The organism is Geovibrio sp. ADMFC3 (assembly GCF_054687035.1).
The window spans coordinates 418,078-438,499 of sequence record NZ_BAAFZG010000002.1 but is presented as its reverse complement, the minus strand read 5'-3'; the positions used below and the strand labels follow the sequence as shown (position 1 = coordinate 438,499).

General features: G+C 44.2%; 20 protein-coding genes. 14 read left to right on the top strand and 6 right to left on the bottom strand.

Annotated features, from left to right (window positions below):
* Window position 1: 1 nt before the first annotated feature.
* The 3 genes from holA to leuS are packed head-to-tail and all read right to left on the bottom strand — an operon-like array spanning window position 2 to window position 3,929.
* On the bottom strand, window positions 2–889 hold the full coding sequence (gene holA, locus ACYRYY_RS02325) for a DNA polymerase III subunit delta (protein WP_460213883.1): 888 nt from the start codon (window positions 887–889) through the stop codon (window positions 2–4).
* On the bottom strand, window positions 873–1,370 hold the full coding sequence (locus ACYRYY_RS02320) for a hypothetical protein (protein ID WP_460213882.1): 498 nt from the start codon (window positions 1,368–1,370) through the stop codon (window positions 873–875). The genes holA and ACYRYY_RS02320 overlap by 17 nt, the downstream gene beginning before the upstream one ends.
* Window positions 1,371–3,929: a leucine--tRNA ligase gene (gene leuS, locus ACYRYY_RS02315; RefSeq protein ID WP_460213881.1), complete on the bottom strand. Its 2,559-nt coding sequence runs from the start codon at window positions 3,927–3,929 to the stop codon at window positions 1,371–1,373. It abuts the gene before it with no gap.
* Between the two features lie 230 nt (window positions 3,930–4,159).
* On the opposite strand from leuS, the gene ACYRYY_RS02310 reads away from it, so the two are divergent.
* The 14 genes from ACYRYY_RS02310 (at window position 4,160) to tnpA (ACYRYY_RS02245) (ending at window position 15,548) form a co-directional block, all read left to right on the top strand.
* Window positions 4,160–5,605: a GAF and HD-GYP domain-containing protein gene (locus ACYRYY_RS02310; RefSeq protein WP_460213880.1), complete on the top strand. Its 1,446-nt coding sequence runs from the start codon at window positions 4,160–4,162 to the stop codon at window positions 5,603–5,605.
* A gap of 38 nt (window positions 5,606–5,643) precedes the next feature.
* A complete protein-coding gene (locus tag ACYRYY_RS02305; RefSeq protein WP_460213879.1) occupies window positions 5,644–5,997 on the top strand; it encodes a response regulator in 354 nt (117 codons plus the stop codon).
* Complete coding sequence (locus ACYRYY_RS02300) at window positions 5,990–6,754, top strand: biotin--[acetyl-CoA-carboxylase] ligase (RefSeq protein ID WP_460213878.1); 765 nt, start codon at window positions 5,990–5,992, stop codon at window positions 6,752–6,754. Before ACYRYY_RS02305 ends, ACYRYY_RS02300 begins: the two co-directional genes overlap by 8 nt.
* Entirely contained in the window at window positions 6,738–7,511 is a 774-nt protein-coding gene (locus ACYRYY_RS02295; RefSeq protein ID WP_460213877.1) for a type III pantothenate kinase, read from the top strand. Before ACYRYY_RS02300 ends, ACYRYY_RS02295 begins: the two co-directional genes overlap by 17 nt.
* A complete protein-coding gene (locus ACYRYY_RS02290; RefSeq protein WP_460213876.1) occupies window positions 7,495–8,262 on the top strand; it encodes a tetratricopeptide repeat protein in 768 nt (255 codons plus the stop codon). Before ACYRYY_RS02295 ends, ACYRYY_RS02290 begins: the two co-directional genes overlap by 17 nt.
* Window positions 8,255–9,163, top strand: a complete 909-nt coding sequence (locus tag ACYRYY_RS02285; RefSeq protein ID WP_460213875.1) for a helix-turn-helix domain-containing protein — start codon at window positions 8,255–8,257, stop codon at window positions 9,161–9,163. Before ACYRYY_RS02290 ends, ACYRYY_RS02285 begins: the two co-directional genes overlap by 8 nt.
* 59 nt (window positions 9,164–9,222) lie before the next feature.
* Window positions 9,223–10,044: a hypothetical protein gene (locus ACYRYY_RS02280; protein ID WP_460213874.1), complete on the top strand. Its 822-nt coding sequence runs from the start codon at window positions 9,223–9,225 to the stop codon at window positions 10,042–10,044.
* Between the two features lies 1 nt (window position 10,045).
* The gene (locus ACYRYY_RS02275; protein WP_460213873.1) at window positions 10,046–11,230 is read left to right on the top strand and encodes a cysteine desulfurase family protein; all 1,185 of its coding nucleotides are present in this window, start codon (window positions 10,046–10,048) and stop codon (window positions 11,228–11,230) included.
* A gap of 9 nt (window positions 11,231–11,239) precedes the next feature.
* On the top strand, window positions 11,240–11,686 hold the full coding sequence (gene nifU, locus ACYRYY_RS02270) for a Fe-S cluster assembly scaffold protein NifU (RefSeq protein WP_460213872.1): 447 nt from the start codon (window positions 11,240–11,242) through the stop codon (window positions 11,684–11,686).
* Window positions 11,686–11,913 carry a NifU family protein gene (locus tag ACYRYY_RS02265; RefSeq protein WP_206617513.1) on the top strand — a complete coding sequence of 76 codons (228 nt, stop codon included), beginning with the start codon at window positions 11,686–11,688 and terminating at the stop codon, window positions 11,911–11,913. The genes nifU and ACYRYY_RS02265 overlap by 1 nt, the downstream gene beginning before the upstream one ends.
* A 158-nt stretch (window positions 11,914–12,071) precedes the next feature.
* Window positions 12,072–13,982, top strand: a complete 1,911-nt coding sequence (locus ACYRYY_RS02260; RefSeq protein ID WP_460213871.1) for an AMP-dependent synthetase/ligase — start codon at window positions 12,072–12,074, stop codon at window positions 13,980–13,982.
* Window positions 13,983–14,003: 21 nt separating this feature from the next.
* Window positions 14,004–14,462 (top strand): universal stress protein, encoded by a 459-nt coding sequence (locus tag ACYRYY_RS02255; RefSeq protein ID WP_460213870.1) that lies wholly within the window; start codon window positions 14,004–14,006, stop codon window positions 14,460–14,462.
* A 76-nt stretch (window positions 14,463–14,538) separates the two neighbouring features.
* Window positions 14,539–14,994: an IS200/IS605 family transposase gene (tnpA, locus tag ACYRYY_RS02250; RefSeq protein ID WP_460213869.1), complete on the top strand. Its 456-nt coding sequence runs from the start codon at window positions 14,539–14,541 to the stop codon at window positions 14,992–14,994.
* Window positions 14,995–15,092: 98 nt separating this feature from the next.
* Window positions 15,093–15,548 (top strand): IS200/IS605 family transposase, encoded by a 456-nt coding sequence (gene tnpA, locus ACYRYY_RS02245; RefSeq protein WP_460213868.1) that lies wholly within the window; start codon window positions 15,093–15,095, stop codon window positions 15,546–15,548.
* A gap of 54 nt (window positions 15,549–15,602) precedes the next feature.
* Here the strand turns inward: tnpA (ACYRYY_RS02245) and ACYRYY_RS02240 are convergent, their stop codons facing one another.
* The 3 genes from ACYRYY_RS02240 to ACYRYY_RS02230 form a co-directional block, all read right to left on the bottom strand.
* On the bottom strand, window positions 15,603–16,883 hold the full coding sequence (locus ACYRYY_RS02240; protein WP_460213867.1) for a pyridoxal phosphate-dependent aminotransferase: 1,281 nt from the start codon (window positions 16,881–16,883) through the stop codon (window positions 15,603–15,605).
* A 53-nt stretch (window positions 16,884–16,936) separates the two neighbouring features.
* Entirely contained in the window at window positions 16,937–18,976 is a 2,040-nt protein-coding gene (locus ACYRYY_RS02235; protein ID WP_460213866.1) for a TRAP transporter permease, read from the bottom strand.
* A 63-nt stretch (window positions 18,977–19,039) separates the two neighbouring features.
* Complete coding sequence (locus tag ACYRYY_RS02230) at window positions 19,040–20,035, bottom strand: TAXI family TRAP transporter solute-binding subunit (RefSeq protein ID WP_460213865.1); 996 nt, start codon at window positions 20,033–20,035, stop codon at window positions 19,040–19,042.
* Between the last annotated feature and the right edge of the window lie 387 nt (window positions 20,036–20,422).

Genomic DNA, 20,422 nt, shown 5'->3' with positions numbered 1-20,422 from the left:
ATTACATATGACCGATCAGTGTGTACACAGCATCTGTGTCACGTATCTGTCCGGTTTTGATTTTATAGTCAAGCTCGGCAAACTGCCCCGCAAGGACGGCAAGCTCTGACGGCTTCCATTTTGCTGCATCGGACTTAATTTTGTTGAGTATGAACATCCTTTCCTGCAGAGCAGAGGGAACTTTCTTCTGTAAATAGATCTGTTTCATTCTGCGGGCAAGGAGAACAAAGATAATTGTGACAGCCTCTCCGCCTTTTATAAGGCTGTCCAGTATCCGCACACAGGATTTACGGTCTCTGGAGGCGAAGCTGTCTATGAATGCGAATATGTTTTCCTGCTTTTCAGCGGTTATCAGCTTAAGCACTTCGTCCGGCGATGAAGGTTTTTTATGTGCGTAATAAATTGATAGCTTGTCTATTTCGCTTCGTATCTGCTTGATGTCTCCGCCGAAAATATCATAGATCTCATCCGCCGCACCGTAATCGCAGGGAAGCTCATGCTTTTCAAACTCATTTTTCACTTCCATAACACTGTCACGGCGGCTTTTTTTCTTTTCTACCGTCAGTCTGAACCCTTGAAATGCGCCGAGTTTTTTTTCAGCATCCGCAGCAGCAGTGAGAACTATCGCTGCCTCCGGGCATCTGTGTGCCTGATTCATAAACGCCTCAAGCTCTTTGATCTTATCTGCGTTATGAACAATGGCAAGTTTTATAGGGTTAAAAAGAGATGGAGAGGAAACAAAGCTGAAAAAATCGGATAAATCCATCTCATCCCCGAACCATACTGTGTCTTCAGGATCGTCCAGAGATGCGCGGATTTTTTCTGTCTCGGCGTCAATAAAACCTGCCGTACCGAGAATTATCAGCTTGGAATCATGGTCTGAAGTCATGGTAAAAATCCGTTAAGGACTGCCTGATGACGTAATTTACTGCATCAGTTCTATTCCGCTTGTTTTTACCCAGATCGCTTGTGAGGTCGTAAACTGTTCTGCTGTTGAAAGTTCCTGTGAAAACTTCTTTTCCTGTACGATCATGTATTGTTACTTCCAGTTCGCATGAAACGGACGAGGTTCCTGTCTGACCTGTTCTGGTAACGATTCTTGATTCAAAAGAAAGGTCTTTAAGGCGGAGATCTGCTATGTATCTGCTTTTTCCGTTATCTCCCAGCGCGCCTCTTGCGCTGAAGAAGTTTACGGCAACATCCTCAATCTCCCTTTCCATATCAGGCTCAGATGACTGGTTATACACGCTGGCGATGGTGAGCGTATAGTTTGCTCTTTCTTCCATACCTGCCATTTTATATCCGCAGCCGTTTATCATAACAAGAATGAGGATAAGGGCGGATACGCCGCCCTTTAAGCTTTTAAGCATTTATTTCACCACTATGTTTATCAGTTTGTTGGGAACAAATATCTTTTTGACCACCTCTTTCCCGTCTGTATAGCCTTTGATTTTTTCATCAAGGAAAGCTGCTGAAAAGGCGTCTTCCTGCGCACAGTCACGGGGAAGGGAGAGCTGTGAGCGTACCTTACCATTTATCTGTACCACAACTGTTACTTCGTCTGTCTTTGTATATTCTTCAACATATGAAGGCCAGTCGCTTCTGGAAAGTATTTCCTTCATTTCCGCTTCTTCCCAAAGTTCCTCTGTTATATGAGGGGTGAAGGGGTTAAGAAGTTTTAAAAGAGCCGTAAGAGCTTCTTTGAAAACCAGTTTTTCCCCATCTGCCTTGAGTTTTGTTTCCGCTTTATAAAGGTAGTTTACAAACTCCATCAGGGCGGCAACAGCCGTGTTAAGGTGATATTTATCTATATCGTTTGTAACTTTTTTGATCGTTGAATGGGTGTGATAAAGCATTTCTTTGATGAATGCCTCATCTCCGCCTGTGCCGAAGTTCTGCTGAATGAGTCCGATGTTGTTTTTAACAAGCCTCCAGACCCTGCCGAGGAACCTGAAAGAGCCTTCAACACCCTGATCGCTCCACTCAAGTTCATTTTCAGGGGGTGCAGCGAAAATAATGAACAGCCTTGCAGTATCAGCACCGTAGAGCTGAATAAGCTTGTTGGGGTCTACTACATTTTTTTTGGATTTGCTCATCTTTTCTACACGGCCGACTGTAACTTCTTTGCCGCATTTGGTGCATTTTCCGCCTTCGGCCTCTTCGGGGAAGAGCCAGCCGTGTTCCTCGCACCTGTATGTCTCTTTGCAGACCATTCCCTGCGTAAGCAGTCTGTTAAAAGGTTCGTCAAAGTTTATGTAACCGAGGTCACGCAGAACCTTGGTAAAAAACCTTGAGTAGAGAAGGTGGAGTATTGCGTGTTCTATTCCTCCGATATATTGGTCAACGGGCATCCAGTAGTTTGCCTCATCGGTTTTAAATGGTGCTGTATCGCACTTGGGTGAGCAGTAACGGAGGAAATACCATGATGATTCCACGAATGTGTCCATGGTGTCGGTTTCTCTTTCCGCAGCGCCGCCGCACTTGGGGCATGTGGTGTTAAGGAAAGCTGCTGATTTTCTCAGCGGGCTTCCGCCTGTGCCGGAGAGCTCAACATCTTCCGGCAGCCTGACAGGGAGCTGGTCTTCCGGTACGGGAACTGTGCCGCATTTCGGGCAGTTTATAAAAGGAATCGGTGCTCCCCAGTATCTCTGGCGGGATATCTGCCAGTCACGCAGACGGAAATTTACAGTGCTTTTTGCTATGCCTTTTCCTGCGAGAAACTCAACTACCGCAATTTTTGCTTCCTCATTGGGCATGCTTTCAAATTGAGCGGCATCAACAAGTCTGCCTGCGCCGGAGTATGCCTCAGTCATTTCAGCGGGAACAAGCTCCTGATCCTCAGGCATTATGGCTATTTTAATATCAAGGTTATATTTTTTTGCGAATTCAAAGTCCCTCTGATCGTGGGCGGGAACAGCCATAACTGCACCTGTTCCATAGTCCATGAGGACAAAGTTGGCTATGAAAACAGGCATCCTGCGTCCGTTGAGGGGATTTATGACATATTTTCCGGTGAAGAAGCCTTTCTTCTCCTTATCATCTGCCATACGGTTTATTTTATCTTCCTTGAGAATTCCTTCAATGAAGTCAAGTCCTTCCTTTTCCTGCTCTGTTCCGGAGAGGAGTTTCTTGGCAACCGGATGTTCAGGCGCCACAGACATAAAAGTGGCTCCGAAAAGCGTGTCTGCCCTTGTAGTGAATACGGTTATTTTTTCATCGGTGTTTTCAATATTAAAATCTATTTCAGCGCCAAAGGACTTGCCTATCCAATTCTGCTGCATTGTGAGAACTTTTTTTGGCCAGCCGTCCATTTTTTCGGTACATGAGAGGAGTTCTTCAGCATAATCGGTGATTTTAAAATACCAGCCGTCAAGCTCCTTAATTCTCACTTCGCCGTCACAGCGCCAGCACTTTCCGTCCTCAACCTGCTCATTTGCGAGAACAGTCTGGCATGCTTCGCACCAGTTAAGGTGTGAGGTTCTTTTATAAACAAGCCCTTTCTCAAACATTTTGATAACAAGAAGCTGTTCCCATTTGTAATATTCGGGGTCGCAGGTGGCTATCTCCCTATCCCAGTCGTATGAGAGACCAAGCTGCTTAAGCTGTTTTTTCATGTATTCGATATTGCTTTTTGTCCATATTGCTGGGTGTGTTTTGTGTTCAATTGCCGCATTTTCAGCGGGCATCCCGAAGGCATCCCATCCCATAGGGTGAATAACGTTGAACCCTTTCATAAACTTGAAACGGGATATAACATCGCCTATGGCATAGTTTCGCACATGCCCCATGTGTATTTTGCCCGAAGGGTAAGGGAACATTTCTAGACAGTAAAATTTTTCTCTGGAGCTGTCAGCTTCTACCTTGAAAAGCTTGTCATCTTCCCATTTTTTCTGCCATTTATGTTCAATTTCTACGGGACTGTACTTCATCTTCTGACTCCTCCGGACTATAAAAAAGACGGAAACGGATGTTCCGCCTGATCCGCAAAAAGTTATCATACATACCACATTGTCCGCAAGGGTAAAAAGTGTTGGACGGCTGTTCTTTCCGTTATTAAATCTGGCATAAAGCATGTTTTTTTATTATAACTTCTGTTTTCCATGCTGCTGATTATTGTTATAATTGCACAGGCATGAATGATTCTGAAACGGAGTCGGATTTGAAAATTACGGGCGAGAGTTTCCTTGAACTGGCATATACACTTGTAAGAATAAGGGATCTGGATGTTCTTCTGGAAACTATTCTCAAAAGAATACGAGGGATGCTCGGTGCAGACGCAGGGAGTATATTTATATATGATGAGGAGAGGGATGAGCTTATCTTCAAATATACGCAGAATGATTCTGTTCAGCTCCCGTTCAAGGAATTTACCATACCTGCAAACGATAACAGCATAGCCGGATACGTTGCAAAAACAGGCAATACACTGCGCCTGAAAGATGTCTATCACCTTGATGACGAATACCCGTTCGGGTTCAATGTCAGCTTTGACAAGATGTCCGGCTACAGGACAAAATCGGTTCTGGCGTTTCCTATTACGGATCTAAACGACCAGCTTACGGGTGTTCTTCAGATAATAAATAAAAAGAGATACGAAGTTCCCCTAACCCTTGAAAATGTCAACAGGATCGTTCTGCCGTTTAATGATAATGATGAGATGGTTGCCGAGTCTTTGACAGGGGTTATAAGCCTTGCCCTTGAAAATGGTGTACTTTACGATAATCTCGAAAAAATGAATGAGAGTTTTATAACGGAGCTTTCAAAGGCTCTTGAAAACAGAGAGCCTGCACGTACGGGGCATGTAAACAGAATTACCGCAATATGTGAAACGCTGGCTTCGGAGATGCACAGGGATCTGGATGATTTCCCTGATTTTTTCATGAACAGGCTGAAAGATAAGATCCTTCGCTATTCATGCCGCCTGCACGACATAGGTAAGTTATTTGTGCCGGAAAAAATATTAACTAAAACGGAAAAACTTTACCCCGGCATGACTGAAAATATAGAAAACAGATTCAGACTTGCTAAAGCTTGTGCAAGGCTCAAAGGCAGACCGGAAGAGCTTGTTTGTGAGCTGAACAGGCTTCTTGAAGTCATAAAAAACGCAAACATTTCGGATATTAATGATAAAATATCTGAAGATCTGGAAAAGTGTGCCGGATATGTGTTTGAAGACTCAGACGGCGAGGAGGTAAATCTTCTTACCGATGAGGAATACCGTCTTCTCAGCATACGTGAGGGAATTTATACTGATGAAGAGATTAAAAGCATGCAGTTTCACGCCCTCGGCACATATGAATTCCTTCGGAATATTCCGTGGACATCCGAACTCAGGGATGTCCCGATTATAGCGGCAAGCCACCATGAAAAAACTGACGGCAGCGGATATCCTTTCGGTACAACGGGAGACGATCTGCATGTTTTCTCAAAAATAATGGCGGTCGCAGAAAGTTATGACCGCTATACTTCAGATTCCCGTCCGTATGGACAGTCCATGATGCCCGATGAGGCAGCAAAAGAAGTCAAAAAAGACGCTGAAAAAGGCGCACTGGACATGAAGATTGCTGACTTTTTTATAAGCAAGGAAATATACAAAAGGTTCTGAAATCTCCCGCAATCCGGGAGCCCAAGCAGGAGGAACGCTTGAAAACCGTATTAGTAATCGATGATGATGAGAGCTTAAGGCTTCTCTTAAGAGATGAGTTTTCTGACAGAAACTTCAATGTTGTTACCGCATGTGACGGCGAAGAGGGGCTGGTAAGCTTTAATGAGGAGAATGTTGATCTGGTTATTCTGGATCTCAACCTTCCTAAAATAAACGGTAAAGAAGTGCTGGAGCATCTTAAAGCTCAGTCACCGGATATTCCCGTGATTATTTACACGGCAAATCCTGACATGATTTTTGATACCGCTGATCTGAAACATGTGGAAGTTATTCTGAAATCCACCGATGTTGAAGAACTTATGGAGTGTTCGCAGAAGCTTGCGTATGTTTGATGAAAAGCTCTACCGTGAATTTCTTGCCACAGAGAATTTCGGCAGGAATATACTTGTTTTCGATGAGACAGACTCCACGACAGCACGCCTTTTAGACAGCGAGACCCCTTATTATACAGTTGCGTCTGCTGAAAGCCAGACAGCAGGCAGGGGGCGCAGCGGCAGGAGATGGGTTTCCGAAAGCGGAGTCAATCTTTATTTCTCCGTAAATCTTCCCCCTATGAAAATTGAAGATCTTCTCGCTTTTAATATAGCCATCGGCTTTGCTGTCTGTGACGTTCTGCGGGAATATGCTGATGTAAACCTGAAATGGCCTAATGACATAATGGCAGGCGGCAAAAAGCTCGGCGGAATATTATTTGAAACAGCAATCAGCGGCTCGGTGATGGATAAAGTAATTCTGGGAATAGGGATTAATGTGAATATGACTGAGTTTCCGCCCGAAATTAATGAAATTGCCGCTTCTCTCAAGACTGAAACAGGACGGACATTTTCCAGAGAAGAGATACTGGCACGCCTCATGAACGGATTTGAATCGTTTTCGGATCTGTTTTTTAAAGGCAGGATAAATATTGTTGAGGAATGGAAAAAATATTCGGCTTCCCTTGACAAAAAGATAGCCCTGCACAAGAATGGTGTCAAAACCGTTTTTACGGAGAAAGGTATCACCCCTTCGGGCTTTCTCATCGCAGAGGATGAAAGAGGGGTGAAAACAGAAATAGTTACCGGTGATATTGGATATGATTTTAGCGGTTGATATTGGCAACACAAATATAGTTCTGGGGATTTTTGAGGGGGATAAAATTAAATGCAGTTTCCGTCTCCACACAGACACACAGCGCACAACGGATGAATATGCCTCCACTATTATGCTTCTGCTTAAGAACAAAGGCGTTGAAATCACCGATATAAAAGGGGTTATAATTTCAAGCGTTGTTCCGCAGCTTATATATTCGTTCACAAAGCTCGCTACTAAATATATGAATATTGAACAGCCTATGGTTATTGCGCCCGGGGTGAAAACCGGAATGCCCATCCGCTATGAGAATCCTAAAGAGGTTGGGGCGGACAGGATAGTAAACTCTGTCGCAGGCAGAGAGAAATTCGGCGCACCTGTTATAGTGGTTGACTTCGGCACTGCTACCACGTTCGACGTGGTTAATGCAAAAGGGGAGTACACCGGCGGAGTAATTTGCCCGGGTGTTAAGCTCTCTGCCGGAATACTGCATTCAAAAACAGCGAAACTTCCTGAAATTGAAATAGAAAAAGTGGAAAGAGTTGTCGGAAAAAACACTATACATTCACTACAGTCGGGGATATATTACGGCTACCTGTCTATGCTTGACGGTCTGCTGGAAAGGATTATGACCGAGGAATTCGGGCGCTGCGATATTGCTGTCGTAGCAACAGGCGGACTAGGCAGCGTATTCGCCAGAGACTCCAAATATATCGGACACTACGACCCCGACCTGACTCTAACGGGACTGAGGCTTATTTATGAAAAAAACCTTTAGTCTGCTTATAGCATTGGTAATAGCAGGATGCGCAGCCAAAGGACCTGAAACTCCCGCACCGGATAAGGCGGCTCTCGCTGAATCACGTTATAAAATGGGTGTTGCGTATCTTAACACCAATACAGACTACAAGGCTTTTCAGGAACTCCAAAGCGCTCTCGAACTCGCACCCGATAATGACAAATACCTCTATACAATGGGGCTTTTCTTCATGAAGAAGGAACGCTATTCCGAAGCTGAACCGTACATCAAAAAAGCTATCCAGATAAAACCTGACAGCTCTGAGTATCTGAACGCATATGCTGCTGTTCTTGCCGGAACGGGCAGGCTTAATGAAGCGGTGGAATACTGGGACAAGGTTATAAACGATCCCGGCTATCCCTATCAGATCATGGCTCTCTACAATGCTGCAAACGCTCTTTACGATGCCGGCAGATACAGCCGTGTTCCTTATTATCTGGACAAAGCTTTAAACATCAACAGAAGATACACTGACGCCTACAGGCTTCTTTTTAAATCTTACATAAAAACAGGTGACAGGGCAAAAGCTGAACAGACTCTGCTGAAAGAGGCGGAGATGATTCCCGAAGATCCTGATAATTATCTGAGAGCGGCTGAGTTTTACTTTGACAGCAGAGAGTATTCCAAAGCCGTTCCCTTCCTTGAAAAACTGCTTGAAAACTTTCCCGATGCTCCGCAGGGGAAAAGGGCAGGCGAACTAATGAAAAGATTGGGGTTGTTAAATGAGTAAACTCGGTGAATTTCTCAAAACAGAAAGAATAAAAAAACACATAGATTTCGACACAATTACCGACAAGACCAGAATAAGCGAGGAGATACTCCTGCGCCTTGAAGCCGGCGAATTCAGCAAGCTTCCCAGCTATGTGCATGCCAGAAACTTTGTGAAAACCTATGCTAATTTTCTCAAGCTTGAACCGGAGCAGGTGGACGCTCTTTTTGATGAGGAGTGTACCAAAGAATCCTTTAACCGTGAGATTCACTACGTGGCATCTCCTGTAACCCATGAGCCCATAGACAGAAAAAGTCCTGTGGGTTTTGTTGCAGCTCTTATTATTGTTCTGATACTTGTTATAGCAGGTGTTTACTTCTTTATGTCCATGAAGAACAACAACGCCCTTGAGAAGAAAGAGACAAAAATCAGCATAGCCGAACCTGCTCCCGCACAAGGTGATTCCGAACCGAACAGCGTGATCCCGCAGGCTGAGCCTGTGGATAACTCCACGGCAGAGGCTCCTGCTGTTGTTGAAAGCCCTGAGGCGCAAACAGAAAGCAAGCCCGCCGGAAATACCGAAGAGGTTAAAACCGCCGAAGCACAGCCGAAGCCGCTCCCCGTAAGTGTTCCTGCTCCTGCGCCCGGTATGAGGGCAGCAGTGCTGAGCTTTAATGATGTCTGCTGGGTGAACATTGAAATTGATAACGGAACTGTCTATGATTTCATAGCAGAAAAAGGTATAGAAAGGACTGTTGAGTTTAAGGACTATTTTGTGCTGAATCTCGGAAATGCCGCTGCCGCTGAGGTGCATGACAAAAACACACGCTACAGAGGCTTTGGTGAATACCGCAAACCGGTTAAAAACCTGAAATTTTCCTACGATGCATCGGGCAAGCTTATTTATCAGAAGCAGAATTAAACCTTGCAATTTAGAGCCTGCAAACTTATCCTAAAAGAGACATTAATGGTGCGAATAATATGAAAGGCATGAAAGCTGCCGTATATGCTAACGATTCCCTTTTGCTCAGCGAACTTCTGGGCAGAATAGAAGAGGAACTGCCTCTTCTTGATGTAAACATCTACTCCTCGGAGGATTTCCTTCCCGCAATAGCTGCGGAAAAACCCGCTTACGAGGCAAAGAATATTAAAGATACCGGCGATGAGGAGATTGCCATTGTTCTGGGTGATCCGGGTGTATATGCGGAAAACATCAGAAAGCTGGATGCCTCCCTTATAGACTGCACGGGAATATTCAGCGGCTATGATGATCTTTACGAGGTCAAAGAGCCTGTTGAATACATAACAGAGCATTTTAAAGGCGATAAAACAAAGGTGCGGGGCAGTCTTATGATGCCGGCAGCTCTTTTTGGTAAAAACGCAATAGATGACCTCATAAGCCAGACAAGAAACCTTTTCTCCTTTGGGCGGGACAGGTCAAAGGTTTTTGAGGAAAGAATCGCCTTTAATGTTCTTCTTGGCGCGGACGACAGCTCAAACATAATGAGCGGTTACAAAAAAAGGCTTGAAGAAGTTACGGGAATGTCCCTAAATTTCAGAATCATCCCCGTGTCCACCGTTTTTCTTGCGGATTTTTTCATGGAAGACGGAACAGAGTTTACAGGTGATGAGGACGGAATTTTTTATGAATATGCTTCATTTAATCTGGAAGAAGCGATGGAGCAAGGCGGCATCGGAGTTATAAAGCATCCGTCCGGAAACATGGTAAGTTTCACGGGCGATTATATAAAAGTTCTGACAGAGCAGATAATCAGGTATCTGAAAGAACTGACAGGAGAATAGAATGGCTTTTTTAGACAATGTTGCGGGAACTAAGCCCGACAGCAGAGTGGTTGATAAAATGCTTCCGTTCATTACGGAGCATTACGGTAACCCCAGCGCACATTTCTATCCCCTCGGCAGAGAATCATTTGAAGCCGTACAGGAAGCAAGGAAGAATGTTGCGGCGCTTATAGGGGCGGAGGAAGAGGAAGTGATTTTCACCTCCTGCGGTACGGAGTCAAACAACCTTGCGGTAAAAGGAGTGCTTAAGCATCATGACTGCAAAAAGAAACACGTTATCATAAGCGAAATTGAGCATTTTTCAGTGCAGAACCCGCTTATATCCTTTATGAATGATGGTTACGAAATAACCAAGCTCAGAGTGGCGGACAATGGTCTTATTAACCTTGAAGATCTCAAAAAGGCGATCAGACCTGACACCGCACTTGTTTCAGTGATGCTTGGCAACCCAGAAATAGGCACTGTTCAATATAATGAGGAAATAGGCAGGATTTGTAAGGAAAAAGGCGTTCTTTATCATATAGACGCTGTTGACGGAGCAGGGCACATAGAGATCGACGTAAACAAATTTAACTGCGATCTTCTTTCCCTTGCGTCACAGAATTTTTACGGACCCCGAGGTGCGGCTGCTCTTTACATAAGAAAAGGAACGAAAGTTGCCTCTCTTATGCAGGGCGGACATCAGGAGTTCGGCTACAGAAGCGGATCTGAAAATGTTGCGGCTATTGTGGGCATGGGCGAAGCGGCTAAAATAGCCAAAGAGGAAATGCACATATACTCCGCAGAGATGGAAAGGCTCGGCAAACGGCTCTGGGATGGGCTTGCAAATATGTTTGACTTTTTGCATTTTACGGGGCATCCTGATCGCCGGCTTCCCGGACACGTAAGTTTCTGGATAGAGTTCATAGAGGGTGAGTCGCTGCTTATGTGGCTTGCTCTGAAAGGAATATATGCTGCGAGCGGCTCTGCATGCTCGTCAAACATCCTTGCCGAAGACGAGGAAGACCTTCAGGCTTCTCCCGTTCTCACGGCGGTGGGAGTTCCCGACGATGTTTGCGCAGGATCAATTACTTTCTCACTTTCTCGTTATACAACTGACGAGGATGTGGACAAAGTGCTTGAGGAACTGCCCGGTATCGTTACAAGACTTTGCGAAATGTCTCCCGCTTACAACAGAGGAAACTAGGAGGTTACAATGGCAAAAGGACCATACAGCGAAAAAGTTATGGACCACTTTATGAATCCCCGCAATATGGGGGAAATAGACGGTGCTAACGCTGTCGGAGAAGTGGGAAACCCCGCCTGCGGCGATGTTATGAAGATTTTCCTCGACATAGACGATGCAGGAATAGTTAAAGACGTTAAATTTAAAACATTCGGCTGCGGAGCGGCTATCGCTTCCAGCTCAATGGCTACTGAGCTTATAAAAGGTAAAAGAGTGGAAGAGATACTCGCTCTTACAAATCAGGCGATTGTTGACGCTCTCGGCGGTCTTCCCCCTGCGAAGATTCACTGCTCCGTAATGGCGGAGGAAGCTATTGAAGAAGCCCTTAAGGACTTCTATATCAGAAAAGGCGAAGATCCTGCTATTGTTCAGAAAATGAAAGAAGAAATAAAAAGTGCCGCAACCGGAGGAAATTAATGAGCTTAAAAGAAAGAGTTGAAGCAGTCCTTGAGCAGGTAAGACCCGCACTTCAGGCAGACGGAGGAGACATTGAACTTCTCGGTGTTACAGAAGACGGGATAGTTAAAGTACAGCTTACCGGCGCATGCGGAAGCTGCCCTTTCAGCACTATGACACTGAAACATGCAGTTGAAGGCAGGCTGAAAGACCAGATTCCTGAAGTAAAAGAAGTTCAATCCTTTTAAGAAAACAAAAAAAATCATACTGGTGCGGGGATCTCTCCGCACCTTTTTTCCTCTCTTTCAACATGCTTATATTGAGTCCCCTCATGTAAAATAATGCTTTTTTCCATTCCGTAATTGCTTTATAATCTTTTCTTTAATAACCGGTCGGGATAATGGTGATGAACAAAAAAAACAAGAACCCTGAAACCCTTTTTCACTCATTTTTACAGTCAGTAGACAAATATAAAAAAAATACAGCATTCATATACAGATCGACCGAAGATGAACATGAAGTTACATATGAGAAACTTTTTGAAGATGTTCTTCTTCTGTCCAGAGCTTTTTCTGATAAAAAAATCGTTAAAGATACCCGTGTTCTTCTTCTGTCAGACAACAGATACGCATGGATTGTCACAGATCTTGCCCTTGTGTCTCTCGGTGCCATAAGCGTACCCAGAGGGAGTGAGTGCCCTGAGCAGGAACTTTCTTTTATCATGGAGCATTCCGGCTGTGAGTTCATAATCTTTGAAACCGAAAAACTCTATGATGAACATAAAGCTTTTGTTGAAGGACTGGACAAGGTAAAAGGCATATTTATCATGGAAGGGGAGAACAGGCATAAAATGTTTTCCCGTGTTTATACATACAATGAGCTGCTCACGGACAGAACCATATCCGATGAGGATATTTCAAGGTTTCGCTCAAGAAAACACAAGCTTTTTAAGGAAGATGTTTTTACTCTTATATATACATCAGGCACTACTGGCGTTCCCAAAGGTGTTATGCTTACCCATGACAACATAATGTACAACCTTGAGGTTATTCCATGGCTCATAGCACTTCGGGATGATGATACGTGGCTTTCAATCCTGCCCACATGGCATATATTCGAGCGTGCGGCGGAATATGCGGCGCTTATGAGCGGGTGTTGTACAATCTACTCCTCTATAAAAACCTTTTCCGCAGATTTAGAGCATTATAAGCCGACAATTGTTGCAACTGTTCCCCGCTTATGGGAGTCTATGTACACCAAAGTGAACGCAGCTCTTGAAAAACAGGGTAAATCAAAACACAGAATATTTAACGTATTGGTTGCTGTATCAGCAGCATACAAACGAAATAAACGCCGCCTTAAAGGGCATCTTCCGGTTTTTGAGAAAGAGCCCGTGTTCAAAAAACTTGCAGGAGATTTCAAAGCTTTTGCAGCCTGTTCTCTGCTTTATCCTCTGAATCTGCTCGCTGTCAAAAAACTTAAGGCTGTTCAGGCGAAGTTCGGCGGCAGAATGAGACTTGCCATAAGCGGAGGCGGAAGTCTGCCTCAGTATCTTGATGAGTGGATTGACGCTTTGGGGATCAGGATTATTAATGCTTACGGAATGACTGAATGCGCTCCGGCGATTGCAGGAAGGGCACTAAATTGCGAGGTCTTCGGCACACTGGGACCTGCTGTGGGGAACACAAGGCTTCGGATAGCCGATGAGGACAATAACCCTCTGCCCGCCGGAACTGAAGGCGAAATTCAGGTTAAGGGCAGGCAGGTAATGCCCGGTTACTACGATAACGATACCGAAAATGAAAAAACCTTCACCCCCGACGGTTATCTGAAGACAGGCGACCTCGGAAAGCTTACCCTCACCGGAGAGCTTGTGATCACCGGACGAATAAAGGAAATTATAGTGCTGGCAAACGGTGAAAACATTGATCCCAGCCGTATAGAGTCCACGATTACAAAACTGCCTTTTGTTAAGGACGCTGTTCTTGTAGGGCAGGATAAAAAGGGGCTGGGCGCTCTTATTGTCCCTGATTTGGATAAACTGAAGGAAACCTTTCTGCCTAAGATTGAGAATATGGTTCACGATGTGGAGGATATGCTCAAAGACAGCAGGGTTATTGATCAGGCAAAACGTGAGATAAATAAGCTGCTTAACGCCAAAAAAGGCTTTAAGCCTCATGAAAAGGTTCATAATATTCATTTTATGGAAAATGACTTTGAGCCTGGTAAGGATCTCACTAATACTCTCAAAAAGAAAAGACATGCCATAGAAAAACGGTATCAGAGCATAATACAGAAGCTTTTCGGCAAAGATTAAGGCTTACGGGAGAGGTTTATTATGGATTACAAAAAAATACTCGTTATGACAGACTTTTCAAAGGACTCAAACATAGCAGTCGAAACAGCAGCTACACTGGCGCAGAAGTTCAAGGCTGAACTCTCTGTCCTTCATGTGGCGCATGATGAAGCGCACTTTGACCTCTATGTATTTGAAAGAGAACTGGATTCTATAAATAAAAAGATAGTAGAAGAAACCGAAGCTGCATTTAACAAACTTGAGGCGGATGTTCCGCTGCTTAAGGAAATAGCTTGGGAATCACTTGTCAGAAGAGGAGTTCCATATGAAGAAGGGCTTCTTGAAATAGAAAACAAAAACTATGATCTGCTGGTTTTGGGTTCTCACGGTAAAAGGGGTGTAAAAAGGTTTCTTTATGGAACAACAGCGGAAAAAATGATCCGCAACTGCCCTGTGAGCGTCCATGTTACTCGGTATGAATGCGTAGGGCTCACAAAATAAAGACTAAGGCGGGGCGCATAACCCCGCTTTTTTTATGCGGTCGAAGACAGAACACCACGCTTTTAAGCGTGGATGAATGAGCCTTTCGACGGTATACTTTTCTATGGAAATCATTAAGACCTCTCACAGTGCTTATTACTTGAAATATCATGTAGTTTGGGTTTGTAAATACCGTCGAAAGATCCTGAAGCCTGGTGTCTGTTCTTATATTCGTAAAACGTTGCCCAGTTTATTGAGAAGTATGCCTGGCGTTGAAATAGAAGCCATTGGCTTTGACTTAGATCATTTGCATATGGTTATAATTATTCCTTCCAAATATAGTATTTCAGATGTTATGGGTAGATTAAAAAGCCAATTGGCTTCCCGTATGCGAAAATTTTTTGATTGGTTAGAAAAAGTATACTGGAATGAAAATATAGTGTGGTCGCCAGGCTACTTCGTTAGCAGTATTGGTTTGAATGAAGACGTAATTAAAAATTACGTCGAAATGCAAGGGCAACAGGATTCAGGACAGCTCAAGATTGAGCTGTAAAAAACATGCGATAGCATGGCGAAAGCATAGAACCCCGGGTTTACCCGGGGGTATCTATGCGGTCGAAGACAGAACACCACGCTTTTAAGCGTGGATGAATGAGCCTTTCGACGGTATACTTTTCTATGGAAATCATTAAGACCTCTCACAGTGCTTATTACTTGAAATATCATGTAGTTTGGGTTTGTAAATACCGTCGAAAGATCCTGAAGCCTGGTGTCTGTTCTTATATTCGTAAAACGTTGCCCAGTTTATTGAGAAGTATGCCTGGCGTTGAAATAGAAGCCATTGGCTTTGACTTAGATCATTTGCATATGGTTATAATTATTCCTCCCAAATATAGTATTTCAGATGTTATGGGTAGATTAAAAAGCCAATTGGCTTCCCGTATGCGAAAATTTTTTGATTGGTTAGAAAAAGTATACTGGAATGAAAATATAGTGTGGTCGCCAGGCTACTTCGTTAGCAGTATTGGTTTGAATGAAGACGTAATTAAAAATTACGTCGAAATGCAAGGGCAACAGGATTCAGGACAGCTCAAGATTGAGCTGTAAAAAACATGCGATAGCATGGCGAAAGCATAGAACCCCGGGTTTACCCGGGGGTATCTATTTCTGAAACCATTCGGCCATGCGATCGATGGCTTCTACGGAAGCACCGCATGTTTTTTTCAGGAAATCAGTGCCAAGTTCCGCATCTGCACCCAATTTTGCTGATTCGCTAATGGCAAGCCCGCCGTCAAAGTCAACATAGGAAAGCCTCAGTGTAAATTCATTCGCCGGACGCCCGAAGCAGCTTCCCGCAAGGGCTGCAACACCTGTTTCCTCAAGGAGTTTCTCGCACATTTCAGTTGATGTTGTTATTCCATTTTTATGAAGCTTGTCAGACATAGGTGAAAAATCAGGGAAAAGATAAAAGCCCCCGTCCGGTCTTTCAAGTTTTGCTCCTGCACTTATAAGTGTATCCGCACAGTATGTCCCGAGAGCTTTCAACACCTTTCTGGAGTGAAGAAGGTAGTCGTCTGTTTTTTTATCCTGTCTGAATGCCGTTACTGCCGCATACTGCACAGGCGCACTGACAGAGGTGAAAGTTTCGCTGGCAACAACTGCCATGGCATCAAGTATTTTACGAAGATTAGACGGAACAGCAAAAGTTCCGAGTCTCCATCCTCCTGCACCGCACCATTTACTGAGACCGCCTGAAACTATTGTCCCTTCCGGATAAAATTTCGCTATGGAAACATGGTCGCCATCATGGTGTACCTCTCCGTAAATTTCATCAGAAAGTATTAATGCGCCGTATTTGCGGGCTGTTTCAGCCAAAGCTTTCAGCTCACATGCGCTGTATGAGTATCCTGTGGGGTTGTTAGGATAATTAAGCAGCAGAACACGGGCTCTATCAGGGTCTTTTGAGCATTCAGCCTCTAATGTGTCTGGAGTTAGAAGCCATTTATTGTCCCTCTCAGTATTAAGCCAGATTACTTTTTTGCCTGTTATTGCAGCCTGTGGAGCATATGAAACCCAGCTTGGGGAGGGGAGAAGGAGGTCAGCTTCATAAACTGTCTGAAGGATAAACATGAGTTCCTTCGAGCCGGGACCGATAATTATGTCGTCTCCGGTGAAGTTTAATCCCTGTGTTTTTTCATAATAAACAGCAACAGTGTCTCTTAATTCTTTAAGTCCCCTCACAGGAAGGTAATCTTTTTGATAAGAGTTTGCTTTAAGAGCTTCTACCACATGCTCCGGAACAGGGAAGGGGGACTGCCCAAGTCCGAACTTATAAACTTTTTTGCCCGCTTTTATCATTGCGTTGCTGCGTTCATTTATGCCAAGGGTGGCTGAAACGGGCATGCTGCTGATTATTTTATTAATGGGAAGATTTCGTCTCATGCGGTTCACCTTAAAAAAGTAAGGCGGGGTTTCTGCCCCGCCTGTATGTTTTTTTATGCTGTTTGTCTTTTTGCTCTGAATTTCTGTTCAAGGAACAGAAGCCCCAGCACTCCGAGACCTATAAGATAAACCAGATACCTGTTGCTGTCAGGTATATTAAGGTATTTATTTATGGAACCCGGATGAAAAAGCACAAGTGTTGCAAACAGGAAAAAGGGTATTTCATACCACTTGTTTTTTGTTATATACCACCCCTGAATGGCACTTGCAAATGAGAAAGCACCGAGGCACGCCATAACAAACACAAGAAGCCCCTGTGTCCAGCTGAAAATATTGTGCAGTATAAGATCTGTATTGAATATGAAAAAGAACGGTATTATCGCCGTCCTCATGTCATATGAGAAGCTTTGCAGACCTGTAGGGATGGGATCGGAATCTGCTATTGCTGAAGCTGCATAAGCAGCAAGACCCACCGGAGGCGTATCATCCGCCAGAATTCCGAAGTAGAAGCAGAAGAGATGCGCTGCCATGAGCGGAACTATAAATCCGTATAATCCGCCGACTTCCACTATTATAGGAGCAGTAAGGGACGCCATAACGATATATGTGGCTGTTGTGGGCAGTCCCATCCCCAGGAGAAGACTTGCGACAGCAGTGATAAACAGCAGCAGGAATATGCTTCCTCCTGAAAGCTGCTCAACAATCATCGTGATCATGCCGCCTATTCCCATGTTTACCACGCCTACGATAATTCCGGCAGAAGCAGTGGCAAGGGCGACTGCGACCATGTTTCGGCTGCCGGCTATAAAGCCCTGACACATTACAACGAGACCTTCAAAAAGACCTTTGGCGAATCCCATAGATTTATCTTTCAGACCACTTCTTATGCAGCTTATAAGAATTATTGCTATGAGAACGAGTATTGCATTGAATGCAGCTTTTTCGGGTGAATGGCGGAGAACAACAAGCTCATAAACAAGCATTGCTATGGGCAGGAGGTAGTGAATACCGCCTTTGAGAGTGGCGAAGAAACGTGGTGTTTCTTCCTTCGGGAGTCCTTTCATTCCGAGTTTGCTTGCTTCAATATGAACAACGTAAAACAAAGCTGTATATGAAACAAAAGCAGGAATTGCAGCAGCCTTAACCACTTCAAGGTAAGGTACATTTACGTATTCGGCTATGATGAATGCCGCTGCACCCATTATAGGGGGCATTATCTGCCCGTCCGTACTGGCGGCAACTTCCACGGCAGCCGCTTTCTTTGCGGGATAGCCGACCTTTTTCATCAGCGGGATCGTAAAAGTTCCTGTGGTTACAACGTTTGCTATACTTGAACCGGAGACCAGACCTGTAAGCCCGCTCGCAACTATTGCGGCCTTTGCCGGACCTCCCTTAAACCTGCCGAGAAGAGACAGGGCAAGGTCAATGAAGAATCTTCCTGCTCCGGCTTTATCAAGCATTGCTCCAAGAAGAACAAAAAGATAAACAATTGATGCGGAAACACCGAGGGGTATTCCATAGATCCCTTCAGTGGAAAGAGATATCTGGTTGAGATATTTATTAAGAGAAACACCTTTGAATGCCAGTACATCGGGCATGTATGGTCCGAAGAAGGCATATGCGGTGAAAACAAGGGCAATAATAGAAAGTGCCGGTCCTATTGAGCGTCTTGTGGCTTCCAAGAGAAGAACAAGAATAGCAAGCCCGGCAATTATATCTATGGTTATGGGGGCTCCCTGACGGGTTGCCAGCCCTTCCCACGCAAGCATTATATAAAGCGCAGAAACAGCTCCGGCAATTGCCAGAAGGTAGTCCACAATACTTATCTTGTTAAGAGCAACTATTTTTTTAAGCCATCCTTTAGGCTTTTTGATTATTGGTATGTTGAGAAAAAGAAGAACAACAGCAAAAGCAAGGTGAATCGCCCTTGTTTTTGTGCTGTCAAGAATCAGCCAGCTGGCAAGAGAAAGCTGGAAGAGTGCCCACGCCACAGCAATGACGCCTATAAGAATTCGCTCAAATTTACGCAGGTGTCTTATCTCACCTGTTTCTTCCCGCAGAAGTTCTTCTGCCGATTTTATTTTTCTGCTCATAGAAACCCCTTGAATAAAAAGGAAACCCGCCTTTATGGCGGATTCCCTTTGAAAATATTATGATTACTGGATAAGAGACTTGTCTATGAACTTATCAAGTCCAGCCTCTTTGTAGTATTTAAGTGCGCCGGGGTGTATCGGAGCTGAAAGACCCATAAGCAGATCCTCTCTTTCAAGATTTGCAAATGCCGGGTGGATCTTTTTGAATTCTTCAAAGTTGTCAAAAACTTCTTTCGTAATGGCGTAAACAACTTTAGCGTCAACATCGGAGGATGTTACGATAGTTGCCTTAACACCAACGCTTTCAACATCTTCCTTATTTACAGCTGTGGGGTAGTCTTTTATGGCGATTCTTGATTTAGCGTAGTATGGGTATTTTGCTATGAGTTTATCAACAGGTTCGCCGGAGATGGGTACTATAGCAACTTTAATTCTGCCTGAAGTGGCTTCCTTAATATTTCCGTTGGGGTGTCCCACTGTGTAGAAGAAGGCGTCAAGCCTTTCATCCTGAAGAAGTCCGGGGGCTTCGACAGCTTTTATGTATTCTGCCTTGAGGTCACTTTCATTAATTCCGAAAGCCTCGAAAAGATCTTTTGAGTTCTGAAGCTGACCGGAACCGGGGTTGCCGAGGTTAACTCTGTTGCCTTTAAGAGTCATGATGTCCTTGATGCCGCTTGCTTCAGTGGCAATGAGGGTAATTGTTTCGGGATGAACAGAAAAAACAGACCTAAGTTTTTTCTGCGGTCCTTTGTCTTTCCACTCGTCTTTACCGTAGTAAGCTTTGTATTGGATGTCTGACTGGGCCACGCCAAATTCAAGGTCTCCGGCGAGAACTGCGTTTACGTTGTAAACAGAACCGCCTGTGGATTCAACTGTAGCTTTGATTCCGTATTCCTTTGATTTTGCGTTAACCATACGGCTGATTGCGCCGCCTGTGGGGTAGTAAACCCCTGTAACTCCGCCTGTACCAATCGTAACGAAAGTGGTTTTGGCGAAAGAAACGGGAACTGCTGCTGCGACCATGAAAAGAGCCGCAATAAGAACTGTAAGTTTCCTCATGCTTTCCTCCTTTATTTAACCCTGAACCGGAAGACGCAATGTTTAGCTGCGCTGTAACCCGATGCAGGGAATTACAAACTGTAGAATATACTTGAAAAAGGTAAGACCACGCAGAAAAGTGTCTCCGAAAGGAATGGAGCGCTGATTTCCGCACCCTTATATATGGTAAGAATAACTGATTGCGCCTTTATGTGTCAACACTTTCCTAAAAATCGAATTGTTGGGATAATCTTTACTTATCAATGGTTATGCTTAATTTTTATTCATTTTATACATTACTGGTTAAATCTTAATCAGGTTTGTCCATATGTCACAACGTTGGATGTTCAGCTTAATTGAAAATATAAGTTTATTTATCAAGGGACTGCTTGAATCAAGGTTATTTTA